The organism is Streptomyces sp. NPDC057694 (assembly GCF_042799415.1).
Lineage (GTDB): Bacteria > Actinomycetota > Actinomycetes > Streptomycetales > Streptomycetaceae > Streptomyces.
On record NZ_JBHVIX010000033.1, the window covers coordinates 57,445 to 79,906 of the forward strand.

General features: G+C 70.8%; 17 protein-coding genes (1 of these 17 cut by a window edge). 10 read left to right on the forward strand and 7 right to left on the reverse strand.

Translation table 11 applies throughout. The annotated features are described in order from the left end of the window. The 5 genes from ACFVDP_RS39760 to ACFVDP_RS39780 form a co-directional block, all read left to right on the forward strand. A protein-coding gene (locus ACFVDP_RS39760) for a hypothetical protein (RefSeq protein WP_383501313.1) crosses the window boundary here: on the forward strand, positions 1-2,404 show its final stretch. It extends 26,474 nt beyond the left edge of the window; only the last 2,404 of its 28,878 coding nucleotides appear in the window; the start codon falls outside the window, past its left edge; its stop codon occupies positions 2,402-2,404. Positions 2,405-2,565: 161 nt separating this feature from the next. After that, positions 2,566-3,153 (forward strand): sigma-70 family RNA polymerase sigma factor, encoded by a 588-nt coding sequence (locus tag ACFVDP_RS39765; RefSeq protein ID WP_383501316.1) that lies wholly within the window; start codon positions 2,566-2,568, stop codon positions 3,151-3,153. After that, positions 3,138-3,821 carry a hypothetical protein gene (locus ACFVDP_RS39770; protein WP_383501319.1) on the forward strand — a complete coding sequence of 228 codons (684 nt, stop codon included), beginning with the start codon at positions 3,138-3,140 and terminating at the stop codon, positions 3,819-3,821. Before ACFVDP_RS39765 ends, ACFVDP_RS39770 begins: the two co-directional genes overlap by 16 nt. Before the next feature lie 79 nt (positions 3,822-3,900). Beyond that, complete coding sequence (locus ACFVDP_RS39775) at positions 3,901-5,487, forward strand: beta-propeller fold lactonase family protein (RefSeq protein ID WP_383501322.1); 1,587 nt, start codon at positions 3,901-3,903, stop codon at positions 5,485-5,487. 66 nt (positions 5,488-5,553) lie between these two features. Continuing rightward, positions 5,554-6,261, forward strand: coding sequence for a DUF1775 domain-containing protein (locus tag ACFVDP_RS39780; protein ID WP_383501325.1), 708 nt, complete (start codon positions 5,554-5,556; stop codon positions 6,259-6,261). Here ACFVDP_RS39780 and ACFVDP_RS39785 read toward each other — a convergent pair. The 7 genes from ACFVDP_RS39785 to ACFVDP_RS39815 all read right to left on the reverse strand — a co-directional run bounded on the left by ACFVDP_RS39785 (position 6,258) and on the right by ACFVDP_RS39815 (position 16,997). Next, positions 6,258-6,626, reverse strand: coding sequence for a hypothetical protein (locus ACFVDP_RS39785; protein WP_383501327.1), 369 nt, complete (start codon positions 6,624-6,626; stop codon positions 6,258-6,260). The genes ACFVDP_RS39780 and ACFVDP_RS39785 overlap by 4 nt on opposite strands. Before the next feature lie 109 nt (positions 6,627-6,735). Then, positions 6,736-9,552, reverse strand: coding sequence for an AAA family ATPase (locus tag ACFVDP_RS39790; RefSeq protein WP_383501330.1), 2,817 nt, complete (start codon positions 9,550-9,552; stop codon positions 6,736-6,738). A gap of 652 nt (positions 9,553-10,204) precedes the next feature. Continuing rightward, on the reverse strand, positions 10,205-10,564 hold the full coding sequence (locus ACFVDP_RS39795; protein WP_383501333.1) for a hypothetical protein: 360 nt from the start codon (positions 10,562-10,564) through the stop codon (positions 10,205-10,207). Between the two features lie 142 nt (positions 10,565-10,706). Continuing rightward, positions 10,707-11,312 (reverse strand): hypothetical protein, encoded by a 606-nt coding sequence (locus ACFVDP_RS39800; protein WP_383501336.1) that lies wholly within the window; start codon positions 11,310-11,312, stop codon positions 10,707-10,709. Between the two features lie 369 nt (positions 11,313-11,681). Next, a complete protein-coding gene (locus ACFVDP_RS39805) occupies positions 11,682-12,476 on the reverse strand; it encodes a glycine betaine ABC transporter substrate-binding protein (RefSeq protein ID WP_383501339.1) in 795 nt (264 codons plus the stop codon). Positions 12,477-12,571: 95 nt separating this feature from the next. Beyond that, positions 12,572-14,053 carry a hypothetical protein gene (locus tag ACFVDP_RS39810; RefSeq protein WP_383501342.1) on the reverse strand — a complete coding sequence of 494 codons (1,482 nt, stop codon included), beginning with the start codon at positions 14,051-14,053 and terminating at the stop codon, positions 12,572-12,574. A 112-nt stretch (positions 14,054-14,165) separates the two neighbouring features. Continuing rightward, the gene (locus tag ACFVDP_RS39815; protein WP_383501344.1) at positions 14,166-16,997 is read right to left on the reverse strand and encodes a hypothetical protein; all 2,832 of its coding nucleotides are present in this window, start codon (positions 16,995-16,997) and stop codon (positions 14,166-14,168) included. A gap of 456 nt (positions 16,998-17,453) precedes the next feature. Between ACFVDP_RS39815 and ACFVDP_RS39820 the strand changes: the two genes are divergently transcribed. From ACFVDP_RS39820 to ACFVDP_RS39840, 5 genes are all read left to right on the forward strand, one after another. Continuing rightward, on the forward strand, positions 17,454-18,476 hold the full coding sequence (locus tag ACFVDP_RS39820) for a S8 family serine peptidase (RefSeq protein ID WP_383501347.1): 1,023 nt from the start codon (positions 17,454-17,456) through the stop codon (positions 18,474-18,476). Between the two features lie 254 nt (positions 18,477-18,730). Then, positions 18,731-19,102: a hypothetical protein gene (locus ACFVDP_RS39825; RefSeq protein ID WP_383501350.1), complete on the forward strand. Its 372-nt coding sequence runs from the start codon at positions 18,731-18,733 to the stop codon at positions 19,100-19,102. A 63-nt stretch (positions 19,103-19,165) separates the two neighbouring features. Then, complete coding sequence (locus ACFVDP_RS39830; RefSeq protein WP_383501352.1) at positions 19,166-19,480, forward strand: WXG100 family type VII secretion target; 315 nt, start codon at positions 19,166-19,168, stop codon at positions 19,478-19,480. Between the two features lie 35 nt (positions 19,481-19,515). Further along, on the forward strand, positions 19,516-19,953 hold the full coding sequence (locus tag ACFVDP_RS39835) for a type VII secretion system-associated protein (RefSeq protein WP_383501355.1): 438 nt from the start codon (positions 19,516-19,518) through the stop codon (positions 19,951-19,953). 54 nt (positions 19,954-20,007) lie between these two features. Then, positions 20,008-22,462, forward strand: a 2,455-nt coding sequence (locus tag ACFVDP_RS39840; RefSeq protein WP_383501358.1) for an AAWKG family protein, incomplete at its 3' end; no start/stop codon positions are given.

Consider the following 22,462-nt stretch of genomic DNA (forward strand, 5'->3'; position numbering starts at 1 on the left):
CACGTCCGGCGGCGCCTCCCTCCAGTACACGGGACGCACCGCCCGCACCGACGCCTCCACCACGGGCGACGCCACGACCGTCTCCCGCGTCCTCGCCGAGAACGACGTCCACCCCTACCGCTACGCCGCCGGTCTCGACTACCGGGTCACCGTGCGGGCCGGCGGCCTGGGCGACGCGGCCCGCGCGGTCACCGTGCCGGACGCGCTGGAATTCCTGCTCTCGGCCAACGACCTGACCCGGCACGGGCAGTTCGTCCTCGCCGACGTCCCCGCACCGGACCCGACTCCGTCCCCGGACCGGGCGCTGCCGCGCCGGTTCGTCGACAGCGGGGGCCAGCTCGGCTATGGAGCCGTGGCCGAGGCAGTGGTGGAGCGCGGCGGCGCGCGTGCGCTGCGCACCCTGATCCGCGACCTGGTCGGACAGGTGGCCCCCGAAGCGACCGACCCGGCCGCGTACCGGGCCGTGCCCGACCTCGACCCGCGCATCTCCGAGATCGCCTCCCCGCTGGGCCTGCGGAACCTGATCGCCGCCGGACCGCAGGGCCTCACCGCCATCGAATTCGTGCACGGGTCGACGCTGTTCGGCCCGGTCCTGGTGCGGGTCGACCTCCGGGCCGTCCCCACGGGAGGTGAACAGGCGCTCTCCGCGGTGCGCGGCCGCCCCGTCCCCGGCATCCCGGGCCTGGACACCGTCCTGGGACACAACAGCGGCGAGGGCAGCAGACTCGGCAACGGTGCCGTCCGGCAGGCCACCTCGCGCAGCACGACGCACACCTACGGTCTCGCGGCGCGCGGCCGGGCGGACGACCACCGCCTGACGGCCCCGTACTCCCGGGCGAACCAGGGTGACACCGTCCAGACGGCCACCTCTGAGTCCACGCGGCGGGTGTGGGAGCACGCCATGGGGAACGTGACCCAGTTCGACGTGGACTACGACGTCGAGGCGACGGTCACCTCCCAGCGGCTGACCGAAGCGTCGGTCAGCGCCCAGCTGCGCAACCTCGCGGGCCACGCGGGCCGGCTCAGCGACCGCACCGGCCTCACCGGCCTGGCCGCCACCGCCTGGCAGGCGGTCCCCGGCATCGTCCGCGAGCCCCTGCACCAGCTGGCCGCGCTGCTCCCCAACCCCGTCCAGCAGGTCACCGGGCGGATCGGCGCCCGCGCGGTGCTGTACTTCGACGGCTCCGAGACGTCGCACGACCCGGCTCCGCCGCAGCACCCACAGGCACCGCGCCACGAACCGGCCGTGTACGACGTCGACCCGGCCCGTCTGCCCGCCGCCCGGCCCGGCGAGACCGTCATCGATCCGCAGGTGCCGTCCGCGCTGGCCGAGCGGCTGCGGGACAGTACGCCCTGGCGGCCCCAGCGGCCCTTCACGGTCTACGGCTTCGACGCCACCCGACAGCTCGCCCAGGCGCTGGTGGAGGTGGGCCCGGAGCCCGGGCCCACAAGCCCGTCGCCGTGGTCCGTCGCGGCGGAGAGCGTCCTCATCAGCCTCACCCGGTACGCCGTCACCGGCCGTGCCACCGAGCTGACGGAGGCCGCCTTCGCGGCCCTCACCGGCCGGCCGGGCACGAAGGGCACGAGCCTCACGGTCTCCATGCACCGCCCGCGCGTCCAGGACAGGGCGAACATCGCCCTGGACGGGCTCGGCATCCGTACCGACGGCTCCTCCTCCACGGCCGGGTCGACGGTCACATGGACGTTCACACCCTCCTACGGTCATACGTCCGGCAGCGCTGTCGAAGGTGTCTCCGCGCCGTTCGGAACGCACACCACCGTGGGCGGCACGGCCTCCACCTCGGCGGTGCCCCGCGACATGGCCCGCTTCGGCACGGCTCCGGCGTCCGCCAAGGACGGCGTACTGGCGTACCGCATCGAAGTGGACGCCGTTTTGAAGGTCAGCGGTCCGCGCGGCGACCGGTGGATAGCGGGCACGCTGCTGCTCCGCGCCACGGAAGCGCCGCCCGGCCTCACGGAGGGCGGGCCGCTGCCCGACGAGGCCGCCCCCGGCACCGCCCGCGACGCCGCCGGCGACGACAGCCGTGACCCGCAGGCCACGCCGCCGAGTTCGCGCACCCCGGAGCCGCTCCCGGTCGATGCGGACGCAGCGCTCCCCGGCGACAGCGGGCCCGAAGCGGCGCCGGAACACGTCCCGGACGCTCCTGACCGGGCCGTCCCCTCCGAACAGCCACCGGTGCCGTCGGACCCGGACATCCCCGCGGACCCGGGCCGGGTCGCGGCCCCGGTCGTGCCCCTCGCGGACGCGGACCTCTCCTCGCTCTCCTCGGCCGAGAACGCCCCGCACGCGCAGCCGTCGATCGAGGACCAGGTCCTCCTGGCGATGCGAGGACTGGACGCCGATCCGCGGCCGTCGGTCTCCGAGGCGGCACAACGGCGGTGAGCGTATGTGCGGCACCGTACGGCGGCCGTGGCGCAGGTCACACCTCCTACGTTCAACATATTTGTCTCGGTGTGCGCATCCCCTCATGACATGTACGAACGAGAGAGGAGCCGGCCGGTGCGGATGCGGAGCAGCGGAACGTCGGCCGGCGGGGCGGTGTGATGGCGGGGCGAGTGCGGTGGCCGCGCCGCAGGACCGTCACCGACGGCGAGTCCGCCGTACGGTCCCTGCGCAGTGAGGAGGACGTACGGGCCGCCTACCAGCGCTACAGCGGCGAGTTGCTGGGCTTCGCCTCCCGCGCCCTCGACGACCGGCACCTGGCCGAGGAGGTCGTCCAGGAGACGTTCCTGCGGGCCTGGCGGTCGGCACCGTCCTACGACGAGCGCCGGTCGGGGCTGCGGACCTGGCTGTACGCCATCGCGCGCCATGTGGTGACCGATGCCAGGCGGCGCAGGTCCGTCCGGCCGCCGCTCGCCGGTGACGAGACCGGACGGGCCGAGCCGCCGGAACCCGTGGCCGAGGCCGATCCGTTCGACAGGCTCCTGATGCGCATCGAGCTCGACGAGGCGCTCCAGCGGCTCTCCCCGGAGCAGCGGCGGGTCGTCACGGAGGTGCACCTGCTCGGCCGTACCTGTGCCGATCTCGCCGACGAACTCGGCATCCCGGCTGCCACGGTGCGCAGCCGGCTGTACTACGGCGTCCGCGCTCTGCGGGTCATTCTGGAGGAGAACGGATGGCTGGCCCCGTGAACACGTCCTGCCACGCGGTCCTGGTGGAACTCACCGAACTGTTCATGCTGGACCGGCCGTTGCCCGCGCCGGTCGCCCGGCACCTGGCCGGCTGCGAAGCGTGCGCCGCCGAGGCCGAGGGCGTCCACCGGGTGGTGCGCACCTTCGAACGGGCGGAGTCCCCGCTCCCCGTCCGCGACACCTCGCGCCCGGCACGCAGCCCGCTGCGCGCGGTGTCCCCGCACCGGCCGGCCGGAAGCCGGGGCCGTCGTCGTGCCGCGGCCGTCGTGACGGCCGTGATGCTGGCCTCCTGCGCGGTCGTGGCGCTCGTGAGCCACGAGGAACGGACCGATGCCGTGGCCGCGCAGGTGACCCTGTCCCGGGAGGGGCGCATGGTCGAGCGCAGCTGGGGCACCGAGGTGCCGGTGACGCTGTCGGGTCTGAGCCCCGGGAAGACCTACCGGATGATGACCGCCGACGCGGACGGCCGGACGGTACCCGCCGGCAGCCTGCGCGCCGGTGAGGACCCGTCCTCCTTGCACACCCGCATGATGACGGCCATGCCCCGGCAGCGGATCACGGCACTGCTCGTGCAGGACGAGCACGGCCGCATGGTGGCCAGAACCAAGGTCACCCCGCCGGACTCCACGGGGCGGCCTCGGCCGTCGACCGACCGGCAGACCGACTGAACGGCCCCCGGCCGTTCCCCTCCCGCGCTCTTGGCCCCTCACACCTGCCCAGATAAGTCCCTTTTATGGAGGTTTATTCATGTTCTCTGCACGACGTATCGCCGGCGCCGCCGCGGTGCTCGCCGGTCTCGGTGTCACCGCGTCGGGCGCCGTGGCCGCCGCCCAGGACCAGCAGGCCCGGCCCGCCGCGTCCCGGGCGGCTGTCGCGACACCGGCGAGCGCGACCGGGGCGACGTCCGCCGCGGTCCCGGTCTCCGGCCGCGACCGGGTCTATACCGCCGACCAGACGTCCAACACCGTGTCGGTGATCGACCCCTCCACCAACCGCACACTGGGCACCATCGCGCTGGGCGCCCAGCGGCTGGGTGCCGCCCTGAGCCCGCAGTACACCGACAACGTCGGTGTCCACGGACTGGCCTACTCTCCCGACCACAAGCGACTCGCGGTGGTCAGTGTGACCAGCAACACCGTCGACATCATCGACACCGCCACCAACACGGTGCTCAGCCAGACGGACGTCGGGCGCGCCTCGCACGAGGGTGTCTTCACCGCGGACGGCAAGCAGTTCTGGGTCGCCGACCGGGGCCGCGACACCCTCACCGTGGTCGACGCCGTGCACGGCGGCGTCCTGGGCACCGTGAAGGTCGGCGCCGGGCCGTCCAAGGTGGTGCTCAGCCCGGACGGGAAGCTCGCCTACGTCAACCACATCAGCGAGCCGGAGATCACCGTCGTCGACGTCGAGAAGCGCACGGTCGTCGATCACATCACCGGGCTCGGCGACACCTTCTCCTCCGACGAGTCCATCTCCCCGGACGGCACCGAGCTGTGGGCCGCGCACAAGCGTGTGGGCAAGACCAGCGTGGTCGACCTGGTGCACCGCAAGGTCACCACGGTGCTGAACAGCGGCCCGGACACCAACCACCCCAACTTCGCCACCACGAAGGCGGGTTCCTTCGCCTACCTCACCGTCGGCGGCCTGGACGAGACCCTGGTCTACCGGCGCACCGCGGACGGCGTCCCCAAGCTGGTGACCCGCATCCACGACCACGGACACGCCCCGCACGGCATCTGGCCGAGCGGGGACGGCAGCCGCCTGTACGTCGGGATGGAGAAGTCCGACGCGGTCGACGTCATCGACACCGCCACCAACCGGGTCGTCGACACCGTCGGAGTCGGACAGGAACCGCAGGCACTGGTCTACGTCTCCGACGCGGCCCCCGCCGGATCCGCCGCCCACCTCGGCCGGCAGGGACTGGGAGGCTCGCCCCGCAACGTGCCCACCACGCTGCCCGACGGCACCGCCGGCGAGACGATGCGCCGGGGCAACAAGGGCCGCTCCCTGGAGGCGACCATCCGCCCGGTCAGCGGCCTCGACATGATCCAGATCCAGGCACGGGACCTCGAACCGACCACCACCTACCAGGCGTACTCGGTCGACGCGCGGCACCACCGCATCCCGGTGGTGTCCTTCACCACCGACTCCAGTGGCAACGCCGCCCAGGTGCTGGCCTTCGCCGACTTCACCGGCAAGAGCATCTCCCTGGAGTCCAAGGGCAAGGCGAGCCAGCAGACCCTGGCGCAGGCGGCGGCGGCCACCGCGGCCATGCACCCCGGTTCCGACAGCAGCGTGGCGACCGCCGACCTGCTGTACTGCGACTGCTGCTGAGCCCGACGCGCTGGGCCGCGGCCCAGCGACGAGATGACGCCCCCTCATGAGAAAGTCCCTGCCACGATGGCACATCACCCCCCTCGTCCGCGTCGCGTCCGCCGGGCGGTCCTGACCGTTCTCAGCGCCTGCGCCGGATCAGTGCTGTGGCTGGCGGGGCCCGCCTCGGCCCATGTCCGCGTCTTCTCCGACGGGGCGCGCGAGGGGCACGCGGCGACCCTGCGGTTCCGGGTGCCTGCCGAGAAACCCTTGGTCACGACCGTACGGGTCGACGTGGCCCTGCCGGCCGGGGTGCGGCCGGTGTCCTTCCCGGCGGTTCCGGGGTGGACACATGCTGAACACGCCGTCGGTGCCACGACCCACGTGGTGTGGACCGCCACGGCCGGACACGAGATCGAGCCGGACGGGCACCAGTACTTTCCGGTGCGCGTCGGCCCGCTGCCGGACCGCGCCAGCCTCGGCTTCGACACCGTCCAGACCTACTCCGACGGCACCGTGGCCGACTGGAACCAGCCCACGACCGGGGGCAAGGAACCCGACTTCCCCAGTCCCCAACTGGTTCTGGACGCCGGGGCGGTCAAGGCGGCGGCGAAGGCTGAGTCCATGCCGCCGTCCCCGTCCCCGAGCGTCTCCGCCTCCGCCGCCCCGACCGCGCCGACCACGGCCACGACGTCCTCGCACGGTGTCTCCTGGGTGCCGTGGACCGTGGCGGCGGCAGCCGTCGTCGCGGCTGCCGCCGTGGTGCTCGGCACCCGCCGGCGCACCCGGGCCTAGAAGGAGTACATGCTCGGCGAGGAGGCCGAGCCGGTGGTGGCCAGTCCCGCGCCTTGGGCGATGTCTATGTTCGCGCTCGCGATGTAGGTGCCGCCCGAGACGTAGACGGTCGCCGTCACCACGTAGGACGAGGAGCTCGTGGGCTGGAAGTAGGCGGTCTTGCACTGCCCGGCCGGGACATTGAGAGCGGTGCCGGCGAAGTAGGCGTTGGTCTGGAAGCTGCCCTTCGAACAGACCTGGACCTGCCAGGCGGGAACGCTCGACGCGGAGGCCGAGCCGGCCAGGCCGAGAGTGAGGGCGCCCGCGAGCGCCCCCGCTCCGGTCAGGACGGCACTGACGCGACGGGACCTCTTCAGCATGCTCATCACGATCTCCTCGGCTTCTCCGGGTAGCGCCGGAACATTCCACACACCGTATTCATATGTGTGCGCATGCGGAGGGTATAGAGAAACGTATGAGGAGCACAACCTTGGTCTACTTCCTTAGTAGCGGCGGCAGTTGCTTGCGCGAGCCGGCCCCCGTCTTGATGAAGACCTGCGAGAGGTGGCTGGCCACCGTGCGCGGAGTGAGGCCGAGCTGCCAGCCGATCTTCTGGTTCGTGAGGCCGGCCGCGGCCAGCTGAGCCACCTCCGTCTCGCGGGGTGTCAGCCCGTACCGCTCCGCCCACGCCGGATTCGCGCCGGGCGAGCCGTCTCCGGCGGCGATCAGCTCGGACGCCGCACGCCGGTACCAGACGTCCGCCCCGAGAGCGCCGAACAGGTCGCGGGCCCGCTGGAGTTCCTCCCGCGCCGCCGAGACGTGCCGCTGGCGCCGCAGCCACTCGCCGAACGCCAGATGCGTCCGCGCCTGTTCGAACCGCAGCTCGTCGTTCCCTGCGAGAGCCTCGGCGAAATAGGTGTCGGCCTCGGCGCCTTCACACAGCAGCGCCTGTGACCGGGCCACCAGATGCCGCAGCAGCTCGCTCGGTGACTGCTCGTTCAACCGGCGCACCTGCTCAACGTACGGCCGGACGTCGTCGCCCTGGCCGGAGGCGACCGCCGCGGCGACCAGGTCGCCCAGAGCCCAGCGTGCGACGGAGGGGTGGGACGCGTCACCGTCGTCGTGCCACAGCAAGCGCAGTTCCTCGTACGCCTCTTCCGGCCGGCCGTGAGCCAGTGCCATCAGCCCTCGTGACCATCTGGCGCGCGCCGCCAGCAGGCGCAGTCGGCGGGGCAGCGCATACGAGAGGATGCCGTCGGTCAGCCTGCGGTGGTGGCCGTCGTCGCCCTCCCAGGCCCGGACCTGGGCGACACCGGCGTCGAGCATCATTCTGGAATGGGACTTCCCGTCGGTTCGGGCCCAGTGCCGACCCGCCTCGGCGAGGTCGAGGACCGCGGTCCGGTCGCCGAAGTGCAGATGCGCGATCTGCAGTTGCATCGCCACCGTGACGGCGACGCCGCTGTGCCCGTCGTCCAGCGCGCGGCGCAGAGCGCGAGAACCGATCGTGCGGGCGGCGGCCGGGTCGTCGAGCGCGACCGCCATCGCCACCAGCGCACCCTCTCTCGTGGGGTCGGCCTGCCGCGCCTCTGCCGCGGCACCGCCTTCTCGTGGCCAGTCACCGTCCGCACGGCTCGTCGCCTCGTCCAGGAGCGCGCGTCCCGTCGGCGCGTGCACGGCGCGGTCGGCCCAGCACAGGGCGGACACGAGAGCGGCGGACTGCCGGCGCGCCGGGTCGGCGTGGAGCATGTCCGCGAGCAGTGGTTCCAGCATCCGGCTCCACGCCGGTTCGGACAGTGCCGAGGAGAGAGCCGTGGGCAGGGGAAGGAAGGCTGACGGCCACTGGGTCTGGGGGGTCGAGAACGACTTGGCGAGCAGCGACAGGGCATGGCCGGGGACACTGTCCTCCATGCAGGCGAGCCGCGCCTCCAGTGCCGCGGCGGACGCCGCGTCGTGCGTGTCCAGTGGCAGGGCGGCGATCCGCTTGATGAGGTCGCGCAGTGCATCCCCCTGGGCGCGCAGCGCCGCCGCCTCCGCCGCCTTGATGAGCCGCCTGACCTGGTCCTGGGGGGCGGGGCTGAGATCGGCGGCCAGCTCCAAGACGGTGACGGCCTGCGGAAGATCGCCGGTGACGCCTTCTTCCAGCGCGGCGGCCGTCACCTCGTCCGGAAGGGCGGAGACGGCCGTGACGTGCAGGGCGCGCCGATAGGGGTTTTCGGTGAGCGACTCGGCCAGGGCCAGGTGCACCCGGCGTCGCTGCGCGAAAGAGGCAGTCCAGTGCACCGCCGACGGCACGAGCGGGTGCCGGAAGCGCAGTTGCCCGTCCTGGACGGTGACCAGGCCGGCGTTCTCGGCCACCGCCGCTCCGCCGGCGGGGATCCGGGCCGTGCGGGCCACATCGAGGACGGTGTCCAGCCGGTCGGTCTCGGCGTGCACGGCGAGCAGCAGGAATTCGTGCGCGGACGGCGCCAGGCCGTGCAGCCGTGCGGCGACAGCCTCCTGGAGCCGGTCGCCGAGCGGCAGCCGGGGAGCGAGCAGGGCAGCGGGCGACGCGTCCGGCCCGCTGAGGGCGCGGGCCATATCGGTGATCCCGGCGGGATTGCCCGCCGCCTCGTTCAGCACCCTTGCGAACAGGGGCGTCGGGAGGAAAGGGGCGCACCGTTGCAGCAGCCGGTCGGCGGCGTCGGCGTCGAGCGGGCCGGTTGCCAGCAGAGGCAGATCCGTGACGCGGGAGTCGTCCGACGTCGTCGCGATCAGGAGGCCGACCGGACGGTGGGGCAGGCGCCGCACGGCGGTCACGAGCGCGTGCAGGGACTCGGTGTCGAACCACTGACCGTCGTCGAGGGCCAGCAGCAAAGGGGCGTCGGCGTTGGCGCACACCGTGGTGAGTGCGGTATGTGCCGCCCAGTTCGTGAAGCCCGCGAAATCTGTGGCGTTCGGCGCTTGGATCAGCCGGCGCACGTATTCGTTCAGGCCGGCGGGAAAGCGCGGCTGCGTATCGGCAGCCTCCAACCGCGACAGCACCTGGGTGAGGCCGGCCCCCGACAGACCGGACTCGGCCCTGCGGCCCTTGGCCTCCAGCACCACGAAGCCCTCGCGGCGCGCGGCCAGCACGGCCTCCTGGAGCAGCGCGGACCGGCCCGTGCCGAGGTCGCCGGTGACGACGAGGAGCTCAGCGGAGCGGGACGTCCGGGAGAGGAAATCGTCGAGGGCCCGAAGTTCCCGGTCGCGGCCGATGAGCGGACCGCCGGTGAAGCGCGAAGACGCTGTTTCCTCTGTGGTGATCGGCTCTTTGCCGGCCTGCGCTGTTCGCACTCGCCGTCTCCTCGTGGTGGGGACCGCGCCGGTTGTGCGGCTGGGTCCGGCCATGGGGCTGACCGGTCCGCGGGGCGTACGGCCCCCGGACAGGTCACTGTCTCCCGCGGCGGTGTGCGGACCGCGTCGTCCACTGGAACCGAGGCGTACGCATGGAACCGAGGCGCACGCGGAGGGAGGACAGCCTGAGTCCCCGGTGTGCAGTCAGGCTACACACAGCGTGCTTGCCTTTTGCGGGACCAGGGGGGAAAGGCTCATTTCGGCCATCGGTGGCGCACCTGACCTGCCCCTTTACGGGGGGTGGCGGCAACAGGGGCAGAGGAGGTGCCCGATCGGGCAAAGTTGGTGAACAAGTCTGGAACCGGGGTAGGAGCGACTGCATTTTCGGCTCGTCAGTCAAACGACGGATCCGCCCAGGACCAGCGCACGGCAGGATGAGATTTGCTGGCAAACGGCAGCGCAGCGCAAGAGAAGCGCGGTGCCGCCGCCTCCGCAGGGCCGTTTCCGCCGTGGGTGCACGGCGGAAACGATGACACTCGAGGAGGAGCCGGAAAACGCAACGGTGCGTGGGGCTTGCTCGCGCACAGCCTCACGCACCGCCGTGTTCACCCTCGGGCCTGCCGGTCGGCCAGTGGCGACCGTCCGACGGCCGTCAGCCGGTGTGGACGACCCGGTAACTGACCACCGGGTAGGGGAAGTTTGCCGTGTGCAGGCTGCCAAGAGCGAAGTAGCCGTCGCCGCCCTGACCCGGTGCGCCGGTCTTGCAGTCAGCGTTGTAGTAGGCCTGGATGTCCACGTCCGAATAGTTGCGCGCGGACAGTGCGGGCGTGTTCAGGTTGTGGCACGAGGTGTCGTCGAGGCTCGGGACGCTCGCCGTGCCCGTCTGGCCGGTGCCCGTGTAGAAGGCCACCTGCCAGGAGTCCGCTGCCGAGGCAGGCTGCGCCGCGATCGCGCACATCAGCGCGACCACCGAGCCGGTCATGGCGAGGGCAGGAGAAATCCGATGTGCCATTGCTGCTCTCCATCTCATCGTTCGGGAACAGAACGTCCGGGAAGCGGATGTTCGAAAAATGCGGCCGGACATGTGAGGGCCACGGTGTGACAGTATTTCAGCCCTGAGTGTGTTCCTCGAACGTGCGCGGAAGTGTGCCCTGTCACGGCGTTTCGTCCGTGGCGCCGACGTCCGGCTCCACGGCGCTGTACAGGACAGACCTGTTCTGCTTGTGCCGCTGGGCATGCCCTTTTGCCACCACGGTCTCCAGGGTGTTGCGCACCACCTGGTACGTGGGTTCGCGGTCGGGGTGGGCCCGGAGCAGTTCTTCGCGCAGTTCAGTGGCCAGACACGGTTCGTCGCGCCCGCGCAGCAGCTCGAGGAGCACCTCCCACAGGGGAGGCTGTCGATCGGTCTTCCTTCGGCCATCGGCGCCTGCCGCGCGAGCGGCCCCGGGCCGAGCCGGAGCAGCGGTCGGAGAGCTGTCGGCAGCAGACGACAGCGCCTCGGCCGAGGGCACGGTGGCGGGATTCTGATCCGAATCATCCGGATCGTCCTGTGCCTGTTCCGGCACATGTGATGGTTCGAAGGATGATCCGGCGGGGTGGTCCGCGAGGTTCAGGATGCCCAGCAGCAGGGACTCCTCCCGCTGCAGCAAGTTCAGTTGCTGTGTGAGTTTGTGCTGGCGGCGGCGGTTCTCTTCGAGGTCCTTGGCTGCTTGGCCAGCGTAACGGGACCAGTTCGTGGCGGTGGCTGATTGGCTGGACACAGCCGTTCACTCCCCTGTGTGTGGATGACGCTGCGCATGTTACTGGGATACGCAGGGCATGCCGACATGAGGGAGGCATATCGTGCGCTCCGCAGAAGCATGTTGCCCGAGCCACGTACGCCTCGCCAGGGGTGTGCAGTAAAGCCGGACCGAGTGGCGCCGCTCCTTGAAGCTTGTGCGGTAAGAGACGATGGAGGGGAACAGCCGGCTGCTGCACCGGGTTCCCCTCCGGGCGAGTCATCCACTACCCGCCACATGCATGGTGCACCGCACCCGGCGCTCGCGGAACAGGATCATCTTCTTGGGAATCGCTGGTGCATTCTCGTTGCCCTTTCACGCATACCTGCCCGTTGCTTCGAACCTTTCCGGTCAGGGCAGTAGACCCGGACGGTTGGAGAGATAGCGGTCGGCGGCCTGTAGCGGGGAAAAACCCCGGGTGGCCACCAGGGCGTCGATCTCCTCAATGCCCTCCGCCCCCAGATAGAGGTTCTCCAGGCACGTGACAGCGTCCGGATGGACGTGCTCCAGCCCCTCCGCGCTGATCACCGAACTGGCCGCGACGGCCTCACCGAGCATGCCCTCGGGCTCCTCCAACGGGCGCAGCCCGTGGGCGGTGCCCACGCGGTGGGGGCGCAGCAGCTGCACCACGAACCACTTGCGGTCCATCAGCTCCTGCCGCACCCAGCGCCCGAGGACCGCCTCGGAGATGCCGACGACGGAGTAGCCCAGGACGTCCAGACCGAACTCAGCCAGTACTTTTGCCGAGTATTCGCCGACGTCCGCCTCGACACCGGCGATGATGCCGCTCATGTGCCTGACCACGGCCGGACGTGCCAGGTCGGCCACCGTACGGACCATGCTCGTGGGGACGTAAGGAGGTACGGCCCATACCTGCCGCGGGTGGTAGTGGGGTGAGAGCACACGCGCCGAGTTCTGCGTGCGCAGCGACGGGGAGGCATGCGGGGCGGTCGGCCACGCCGAGACGAGGATGTCGAGCCAGCCACGGACCTGTAGGCCGAACAGTTGCTTCGCAGGGGCCTCGATGCTGGTCACCCGGTGCCCGTGGGCCTCCAGGACGCGCCGGGTCACGGCGGCGATCGCCCGGTGCGGGGGCGACGCGACGTTACCCACGCTGATGCGCAGTTCGGGCGGTGCGGGGGGCATCACGCCTCCTTCCGTGGACGGATCGCTTCTACGGACCCGTAACAGGCGGGACGCCCGGTCCTATTGGCCGGGCGTCCCGCTGAACAGGCTTCGGGTCAGTGCTGAGTGCCCGCCGACCACAGCGTGGCGCCGCCCGAGGAGAGGATGGCGACGTTGCCATCGTTCTGGATCACGAGTTCCGCACCCGGATGACCGGCCGTCCCGGAGGACCAGGCCGTTCCGCCGCTCTTGGTGTAGACGACGAGGTGGCCGTCGTTCTGGAACACGGCCCGATAGCCGCTGCCCCGGGTGTGCGAGGACCATCGGGTGATGCCGTTCTCGTCCGTGATGACGAGATCGCCGTCCGTCCGCATGGTGATGGTCATGCGGTTCGATGCCACCCGCTGGCCCGGATCGAGCACGGTGGTCCCGGTGATGACGCGGGTGTTCCACTTGGTGGACGACGACGCCGTCTTCACCGGTGCCGCGGCCTTCACCGGCTTGATCACGGTCTTCGACGGCTCGGTCGCCTTGACGGTGGTGGCTGTCGTGGCCGGCTTGGCGGAGCTCCTCGCCGTCGCATGCGTGGTCGACGCCTTCGTCGTCGACTTCGCCGTCGTCGACTTCGCGGACGGTGCCTCGGCCGCGACCTTTGCCGACACGGAGTGGTCAGACGTCCTGGCCGCTGTGGCGCCGTCGGCGGCGTGCGGGGCGGGATCACTGTCGTCCGCCCGGTCACCGGCCGACAGCAGGCCGATCCCGGCGCCCGCCGCACCCAGAGGCCCGAGGGGGCCCAGGACGCCCTTGTGCTTGCCGGACGGTGAAGAGGCCAGGGGACTGCCGGACTGGTCCGACGCCGCCGAGCCGTCCTGCTCGGCCGAAGGGGGCACGGACGGACCGTACGCCTTGCCGTCCGGTCCGGCGCTTGCCGCACCGTCATCCTGTGAGCCGACCGCCGGTGACGGATCGGTCTCGGGCTGCGGGACGACCGGTGCACCGGTTCCTGCGGCGGGATCCTGGAGCGGCATGGTGCTCGCCTGGCCGTCGGGACTGGCCCCGCCGTCCGCGCCGGGCGACTGGGAGGCGACCGGGACCTGCTTGCCGAGGCCCTCGTAGTTGACCGTGCCGCCGTTGTGCTGGGCGATGAACGGTATCGAGGTCAGCACGGCGCCCGCGAAGGCGGCAGCGACCAACAGCGGCTTTCCGGCGCGGCCGGAACCGCCCGCACGCCCCGGCGCCGTCCCGCCGGCGGGACGGGCGGCCGATTCGACGGCCCCCGGGATGCCCTGCTGGGTGGAGCCTTCGGTTTCGGACTCCGCCGTGCCCGAGGCGCGGCCGGCCGTCAGCGTGCGCCGGCCGACGGAACGGCCGCGCTCGGACGGGACACCCGATTCGGACACCGTGGGGGAGGGAGACGACAGGGACAGGTTCGTGCCGGAGAGACCGGTCACGACACCGGTGGACGGCAGTGCCTCCAGGGCGGCCGGGTCGTCCGCGGTGGGCAGTACCACGGCACGGCGAACCCTGCGCGGTGGCACCGCCTGCACGGCCGCCGCGGCCGGCGGCGCACCGGAGGGCGCCGAGTACTTCGATGACATCCATGCTCCTTCACGTGAACTGGTCATGAGGGACGTCCGCCCTCCGCCCCGCCCGGAGGGCGAGGCAGGGAAGGGAAGGACGCGGCTGGGCAGTGGACGATGAGGGCGGAGGTCACACGGCGCTTTCACCGTTCGCGCCGTCGACCAGCACACCGAGCAGCCCGCGGCTCCGGGCGGGCCACGCACGGTCGCCCTCCAGAGCGGGCGGCTGATTGGCCATGGCCGTGAGACGGTTCAGAATCGGCAGGTCGGAGGGGTCCAGCCGGCCCGGGACGGCCGTGGCCATGTTCGGCGGCAGTTCGCGCAGCAACACCACGGTGGCATCGGCGCGTTCACGCACCTGGAGCACACGCAGCCGGGTGCCGGGGCCGAACACCACCTCGTCGGTGTGTTCCGCGGCACCGGTGTCCAGAAGGGCGCCGACCCTGCGGCCCGTCATCGACCAGATGAGGTAGTGGTCCTCAGGAGCCGACGGGTATCCCCTGTCCAGGGCGCGTGCACCGACCGGCGTCGCGGCGCCCAGCTCCTCGCCGGGCAGCAGCGTCCTCGTCCCCTCGTCGAAGATGCCGGCCGTTCTGACGGCCGCTCCCCGGAAGGACGGCAGCCTGCGCAGACCAGAGGCCAGGCAGCCGAGGTAAGCCAGCGCGCCGGCGTCTCCGCGATCCAGCGCGGCGGCCAGACTCTGTGCGTCCGATCCGCTCTCCTGAGCGCCGAGGTAGGCGTGCAGGGCGGTGAGGTCGGCGCTGAGCTCCTCGTCGGCCCGGCCCTCCGAGCGCAGCCCGGGAAGACGGGTCAGTACGCGCTGGACGGCGCCGGCGTGCGACTCCATGGCCGGGCCGAGGTAGGAACGCAGCAGCTTCCGCTCCGATTCGGTGCTGCGGTGCGAGGCGCCGACCGGGACGTGGGACACCTCGCGCAGCGTGGCCGGTGCCACCTGAGACGGAATCTCCTGCTGAGCCTCTTCCCCGTCGGCCCCCTCGACCCCTTCGAACCCCTCGACCTCTTCCGTTTCGGGTTCCGGCTGCCGCTGTTCCTCGGGTTCCTCGCCGTGGCCGTCGGGGGCCGGGGGCGTCCACGACGCCGAGATGTCGCTCAGGTCGGCGTCCGTCGAGGTGAACAAAGGCTTGAAGGGCTCGGGGTCCGACACCGGTTCGACCTGCTCGACGGGCTCGACGGGCTCGACGGGCTCGACGGGCTCGGGCAGGAAAGGGGCGGGAGGCGGCCAGGCCGCGCGGGGAGCGGAAGCGGCGCTCTCCGGGGCGGCGGCCGCCTGTGCCGGGGCCGCTTCCGCCTGGGCGGTGGCGTGGGCCCTGTGCTCCGGCGCGGTCGGTGCGAAAGGAGCCTCGGCAAGGTCCGGAGCCGCGGGGGACGCGGTGTTCTCCCCCGGCAGCGCGTGGTTGCTCGGTCCGGCGTCGCCGGTGGTCGTGACGTACTGCACGGGCGGCGCGATGGGCGCCGGGGAGGGCGTCCGCGGGGCGGGAGCCTCCGACGGCGTCGCGGACGGACGCGGAGTGGCGGTGCCGGCCAGGGGAGTCGTCAGTACGTGGGCGGCGGCTCCCTCCGGGCTGGATCGCCAGCCCTTGGGCGCGAGGACCATGCCGTGCCGGACGGCGAGCCTGCGCAGCGTGCGGATGCCGCCGGTGCCGGTGTTGCCGTGCACCTGGATCATGGCGCGTTCGCGGACCTCGTCCTCCAGAGAGCCGAACAGCTGCTCCAGGGCGGGCCACAGCGAATCGTCCAGTGCCCGGCCGGGCACTCCCAGGTCGATCGCCACCACGTCACTGTCGGTGGATCGTGCCGTGGGCGGCGGCTGGTCCCCCTGCCGCCCCACCCACAGGCCTGCCCAGGTCAGTACGGTCTGCCAACGGTCGTCCAGCAGGAACACCCCCGGCGCGGCACCTTCCCGCAGTCCGGGGGCGGGGGACCGCCAGGAGCCCACGCGCAGTTCACCGGGATCGTCGCTCTCGGCCGGCGTGCAGGTGACGCTTTCCACGTACGGTTCCCAGGTGGGCGCGCCGTCGGGGCCGATGAGCAGGGTCCGGGTGTCCCCGGTCAGCGGGTCGTCGTCCAGCAGAACGGGAAGACCGCTGGAGACCTCCACCTGAAGACCCAGCGCCTCGGCGGTCTCCTGTCCCACCGCCAGCAGGTCGCGGCCGTCCGCGGGCAGCAGTCGTACGGAGTCCCGCGCCCGGACGGGCAGCGCCGCCAGGACGCTCGCCAGGGCGTCCGCGCTCACCGGCGCGGCACCGGCCGCACCGACCAGCAACTGCGGCCGGTGCGGGTCGACGGGAACGGCGTACACGATGCCGTCCGACGTCCCGGCGGGCACGTTCGCGGGCTGGATGAGGAGCCCGGCGGGGATCGGCTGCACCAGGTGGTCCTCCGCCACCTCCGTGTCCAGCCGGCCCAGATGCCCTTCCCAGTCCGGTACGGGGAAGCGGGCGCCGAGCCGCTGGGGCACCGAGCCCGGTGAGAACAGCCACCAGCCGCCTGGCGCGGACGCGTCGTCGGGTGAGAACAGGGTGCCGCCGGGCACGACGAGGGCCGGACCGCTCGCGGCGACCACGTCCAGTCCCCAGTCCTCGCACAGCCGGCGGGCGGGCGAGGGTGCGGCGGCACGGTCGACGGCTCCGTGCGACATCACCAGCCGCAACAGCTTCGCGTCCTTCGCCCGCAGCTCTCCTACCAGCGGTGCCACGCGGCGTGCGAAGGCGTCGAGTTCATCGTCCGCGCAGACCGCGGCCACCAGGACCGTGCCCTGTCGGCCGGACGCCTCGGCCAAGGACGCGGCGGCATCGACGAGTTGGTCGGCGAGTCGGCCGTCCCGATGCACGATGTGCACGCCGTCGACGGTCGTGACGGCGAAGGTGTCGTCCGCGGTCACAGGGGCGCCGGGGGCGGGCACCACACTGTTCCGCTGCCAGCGGCTGGCCCTGCGGCTCATGGTCGGCTCAACTCGCCTTCGTCTCACGCATGTTCTCAAAAAACGTATCAGGCCGCCGTTGGCCGAATGGTTTGTCGAGGCACACTGTTTACCGAACCGACACCTGACATTCTGCAGACATGTGTCCAGACCGTGACACATACGTACCTGGTGTCCTGTCGGCCGGATCCGGTGCCGTGTGGAGCTACGATACGCACACTTTCCGGCAGAACGGCGTCGGCCAACATCACGACAGCGGCGGAGGTTTCCGTGACCCTGAGGTTCCTCCGGCGGCAAGCAGGCCTCGTCCGGGGCTGTGCCGGTACCGTCGCCGCGGCGGTGCTGTTGTGCGGGCCCGCAGGTCAGGCCGTCGCCGCCCCCTCACCTTCACCCAGCGCCAGTGAACTGCGGCTACCAGTGCTGCCCACGAGCCTGAGCGGCACGGGAACGACCTGCACCAAGGGCTCCACCACGATCATGACCCAAATACCGTGGGCGCAGCGGCTGCTCGGTCTGCGCCGGGCCGGGCTGTTCACCGAGGGGGAGGGCGTCACGGTCGGCGTCGTCGACACCGGTGTGGCGACGCGGGCGCCGGCACTGTCCGGGCGGGTCACCGCACAGGCGGGCGCGGGTAACGACTGCGTGGGGCACGGCACCTTCGTGGCCGGGCTCATCGCGGCGGCGCCCCGCAGCGGGGTCGGCTTCGCGGGTGTGGCGCCGGGGGCGCGGATCTTCGCCGCACGGGGCACCGACGCGGCGGGGACGCCCGATGCCGCGACCGTGGCGCGCGGCATCAGAGCGGCGGTGGACGCCAAATGCCAGGTCGTGGCGGTGTCGGCGGCGCTGACGCGGAACACGTCCGCCCTCGCCTCCGCCGTCCGCTACGCCGCCGCGCACGATGTGCTGCTGGTCGCCCCGGCCGTACCGGACACCGCCTCCACCGCGTCCGACCCGTCGCCGTCCCCGAAGTCCTCCTGGCCGGCCGCGGTGCCGGGCGTGCTGTCGGTCGTGGACTTCGGCATCGACGGCAACCGTCCCACCGGCGCGCTTCAGCCGGCGCGGGCGGACCTGGCCGCACCCGGTGACCAGGTGAGTGGCGTCGGACCGGCCGGCAAGGGCCACTTCGTGGGCAGCGGCGCCTCCCTCGCCGCGGCCTACACGGCCGGCGCGGCCGCGCTGGTGCGGGCCTACCACCCCGAGCTGAGCGCCGCGCAGACCGCCGACCGACTGCGCGGCACGGCCTACCCCGCCGACGTACCCCACCTGGACATCAACAGCGCGCTCACCGGAGTCCTGTCCGACGGACCGGTCACCGCCCGGCCGTCCCCGGCCGCGTTCCGGATGCTCGGCCTCGTGCACGACGGTGGTGCGGTCCGTCTCGCGGGCCTGCTGGCCGCGGGGTGCGCCGGGCTGCTGCTGATCCTGGTCGCGGCGACCGCGCTGCACCGCAGGAGCCGGGGCGACGGCAGCGGCCGGGGTGGCACCGGCGCACACGTTTGAACCTTTGAGTGTTCGAAAACGTGGTAGAGGGTGAGAAGGTGTTGAGTGGGACGGCTCACGGCACGTTGCGGAGCCCGTCCTTGTGGTCGCGAACGCGGCGTGCTTAGACTCCCGGCAGCTTTGGGCGTACTGGCATGTTCCGGCGCCTCCCGGCGACGGTGACGAGCCCAACCTCCACACTTCCGGGCGTATTTCGCGCTGCCGAGGCATGCCGCCCTTCTCGATCCGCTGTCCGAACGGAAGGAATTGGCACGATGAGCACTCCCCCCAGTGGACGTCAGCAGTCATCCACAGCTACGTACAACCAGGCGATCACCAGCCTGGAGAACGCCAGGTCGCGTATGACCACCATCCAGGGTCAGGTCCAGGACGCGAAGACCACGCTCCAGGCCCACTACCAGGGTCCCGACGGCCAGGCCTACTCACAGGTCATGGACACCTGGCTCAGCGAGGTGGACCGCATCAAGCGCACGTGTGAGGCGATGGAGAACCAGCTCGGCGTCAGCATGCAGAGCAGCAACAAGGCGCAGGGCTCGGTCCTGGACGCCGTCGTCGACCAGGGTCGGCTCACCCCGTTCGGCAGCTCCGTCGCGAGTGGCGCCTACTCGGCGATGAACGGCAACTAGCCACAGGCCACCGGCCCCGCCCGTCCCCCTCCCTCCCCAACCCGACGTCACAAGGAGACTCCCATGCCCGGTGCTGAAGACGGCATCTACATCGACCACGGCCAGGCCCTCAGCTTCGCCACGGAGATGCAGAACCAGACCACCCAGATCGCCTCCGTCGTCCAGAGCCTGCAGGACGAGCTGGCGCCGATCGTCAACAGCTGGCTCGGCCCCGACCGCGACGTGTACTTCCAGAAGGTGCAGCCCACCTGGAACAGCGAGGTGGAGGCACTGTCGAAGATCCTGCAGAGCCACGCGCGGACGCTGGACGACGTCTCGGACATGTACAAGAGGACCGTCAACCAGAACGCCCAGGGCTTCGAGGAGATCAAGTTCTGACCTGCGTCCGGACGGAATGAAGGAACAGGAACACCATGACCGACCTCACCAAGCTGGACGCGAAAGTGCTCCAGTCGTTCATCGACAACGATGTGCACCAGTTCCAGGCCGACATCGCTGCCCTGCGCGTCTCCAACCCCGACCGTCGTTCCCTGTACGACGTGGGCAACGCCACCGACGTCTTTGTCCTCGGGTCGATGGCGAACGACTCCGACACCGCGGGCAAGAGTGTGGTCAGCAACACGGTGACGGCCGCCAAGGCGATCGACGATGTGTTCAACCGGCACTCGACCGCTTTCGCGGACCTGGACCGCAACCTCCGGTCGGTCATCACCACCATGCTCAAGACTCAGGGGGACAGCCTCGCGGACGTCGACGGGCAGAAGTTCCTGTCGGCCATCGTCGACTACAACGGTGACATGTACGGCACCCAGGGGGGTTCCGCCGCCGGATCGTCCGGCGGGGCTTCATAGGGCGCCTGACCCCGGCTGCCTTTCCGTTCCGCTTGCCCGCTGGGAGTCCTCATCATGGCCGTCGACAACTGGGAACACACCATCAGCCTGCTCACGGGCTGGGACATGCCGGGGCGTGACAACATCACCGGCAGCAAGGGCGAGGGGGGGATCCCCTGGCTCAATGTCGACATCAAGAAGATCGACCGGAATATACATCCGCAGAACGAGCTCCTGGACATGGGAGCGTCCTTCCAGTTCTACACCCGCAAGGGCAAGGACGACGTCGCGATGTACCAGGCCACGGTGCATTACCCGGATCTCTCGGCGGGCAAGGCTTTCTGGGAACGCGGTGACGCCGCGCTGGTGAGTCTGGTGAACAACTTCCAGTCCGCAGGGGCCTCTTCGCCCTACGGAGGCGACCCGACCGTCACCACCGGCGTCGATCTGCACTCCTTCGCCAAGACAGCGGCGTCGTTCGATGCGGCGGGGGACTTCTTCGCCAAGCACACCGAGACACTGAAGCAGTGGCTGGAAAGCCTCGGGAAAGAAGACGCGGCCTGGAAGGGGACCGCCGCCGGAGTCTTCTACGACCTGCTGGACGACCTGCACAACAAGTACGAGCACTTCACGGGAGAGCTGCGCCCGCCGGGATTCTCGCCCGCCAACCAGTCGCTCGCGATGCCGGGTTACCGATCCACCACGCTCCACGGTGACCAGCTGATCGGCGCGGAGCTCGCCCTGCACAACGCGTACTCGCGGCTGTACGACTATCACAACAAGTTCTTCTGGCGGAACGCCCAGCCGATCAACGTCAACCGGGCCGACGGCAGCACTCTGGCACACAACCTGCCGGCCGATCCCCGGGACATTCTCAACGAGATGATGGCCGACATCGCCGAGTTCATCACTCGGCACAACTGGCCGAACATCCTGGTCAATACGCGTGAAGTCCGGAATGGCCACTACGGCACCGCTGAAGTCACCAAGTGGGTCGCGGGACCCGACCTCACCTCCAGCCCGATCTGGGGAGACCTGAAGGACACCAGCACCTGGTCGGCCGTCTCCAACGACGCCATCGGGCGGTGGACGAACAACGTCAAGACCAACCTCGACGCCCCGGCCCGCCCGGTCGTCGACGAACTCCGCGAGCACTGGTCGCGTGTTCTCGACCCCAGTTGGAACACGCGTTTCGCGTTCCAGGACCTCCCCGGCGCCGACCTGGCCCAGAAGTACGCGCAGGACAAGGCGCAGGCGGATGCCGACAAACAGAACGACGAGTTCGGCAAGACCATCGACAGCCTGGGCAAGGGCATCGGCGGCGTCAACAAGAACCTCGACTCGTTCGGCAAGGGCCTGGGCGACTTCGGCAGTGGGCTGAACAAGAACCTCGACTCGTTCGGCAAGGGGATCGGGGACGTCGGGGCCGGCCTCAACAAGAACCTCGGTGCGTTCGGCAGCAACCTGGGGAACTTCGGGAGCAACCTCAACAAGAACCTCGACACCTTCGGCTCCGGCCTCGGGAACCTCGGCAGCGGGCTGAACAGCAATCTCAACGCCTTCGGCAGCAACCTGAGCGGAATCGGCGACGGCCTGGGGAACTTCGGCAAGGACCTCAACACCGGCCTGGGCAACTTCTCCAGCTCCCTCGGCACCACGGGCAGCAATCTCAACGACAGCCTCGGGGCGTTCGGGAACAACCTGACGACGAGCCTCCTGGGCGGGGCGACCGGAGCGAACGGCTCTAGTGGCCTCACGACGAGCAGCGGCCCGGACTACTCGAACCTCCTCGGTGACGGCAACCTCACCACGACGTCCACGCCCGACGGCGCGACGCTCGGCGGCAGCCTCGTGTCGAACCCGGACGGAAGCACCACCACGACGGGCCCGGACGGTCTTCCGCTCACCACCTTTCCGAGCGGTATGACCCAGACACTGACCGGCTCTGGCAAACCGTCCGTCACCAGCCCCACGGGCAGCACCAGCGTCGGCAACGACGACGGCAGTGTGACGACGCAGTATCCGGATGGTTCGTCGGTGACGGTGGCTCCCGACGGGACGGTGACGACGACTTCGCCGGATGGGGTGACGTCCACGACGCATCTGGATCCGGGGCAGACGCTGACCAATCCGGATGGTTCGGTGACCGGGATCGACGCCGGGGGCGGGGTGAGCACCCACTATCCGGACGGCTCGTCGTTCACGGCGAACCCCGACGGCAGCACCACGGTGACCAACCCGGACGGGTCGTCGACCACGCAGTTCCCGGACGGGCTGACGCAGTCGGTCGGTTCGGACGGTCAGGTGCAGGTGACGTCGCCGGACGGGAGTGTGTCGGTTCCGGGTGACGACGGCGGTATGACGACGCAGTATCCGGATGGTTCGTCGGTGACGGTGGCTCCCGATGGGACCGTGACGACGACTTCGCCGGACGGGGTGACGTCCACGACGCATCTGGATCCGGGGCAGACGCTGACCAATCCGGATGGTTCGGTGACCGGGATCGACGCCGGGGGCGGGGTGAGCACCC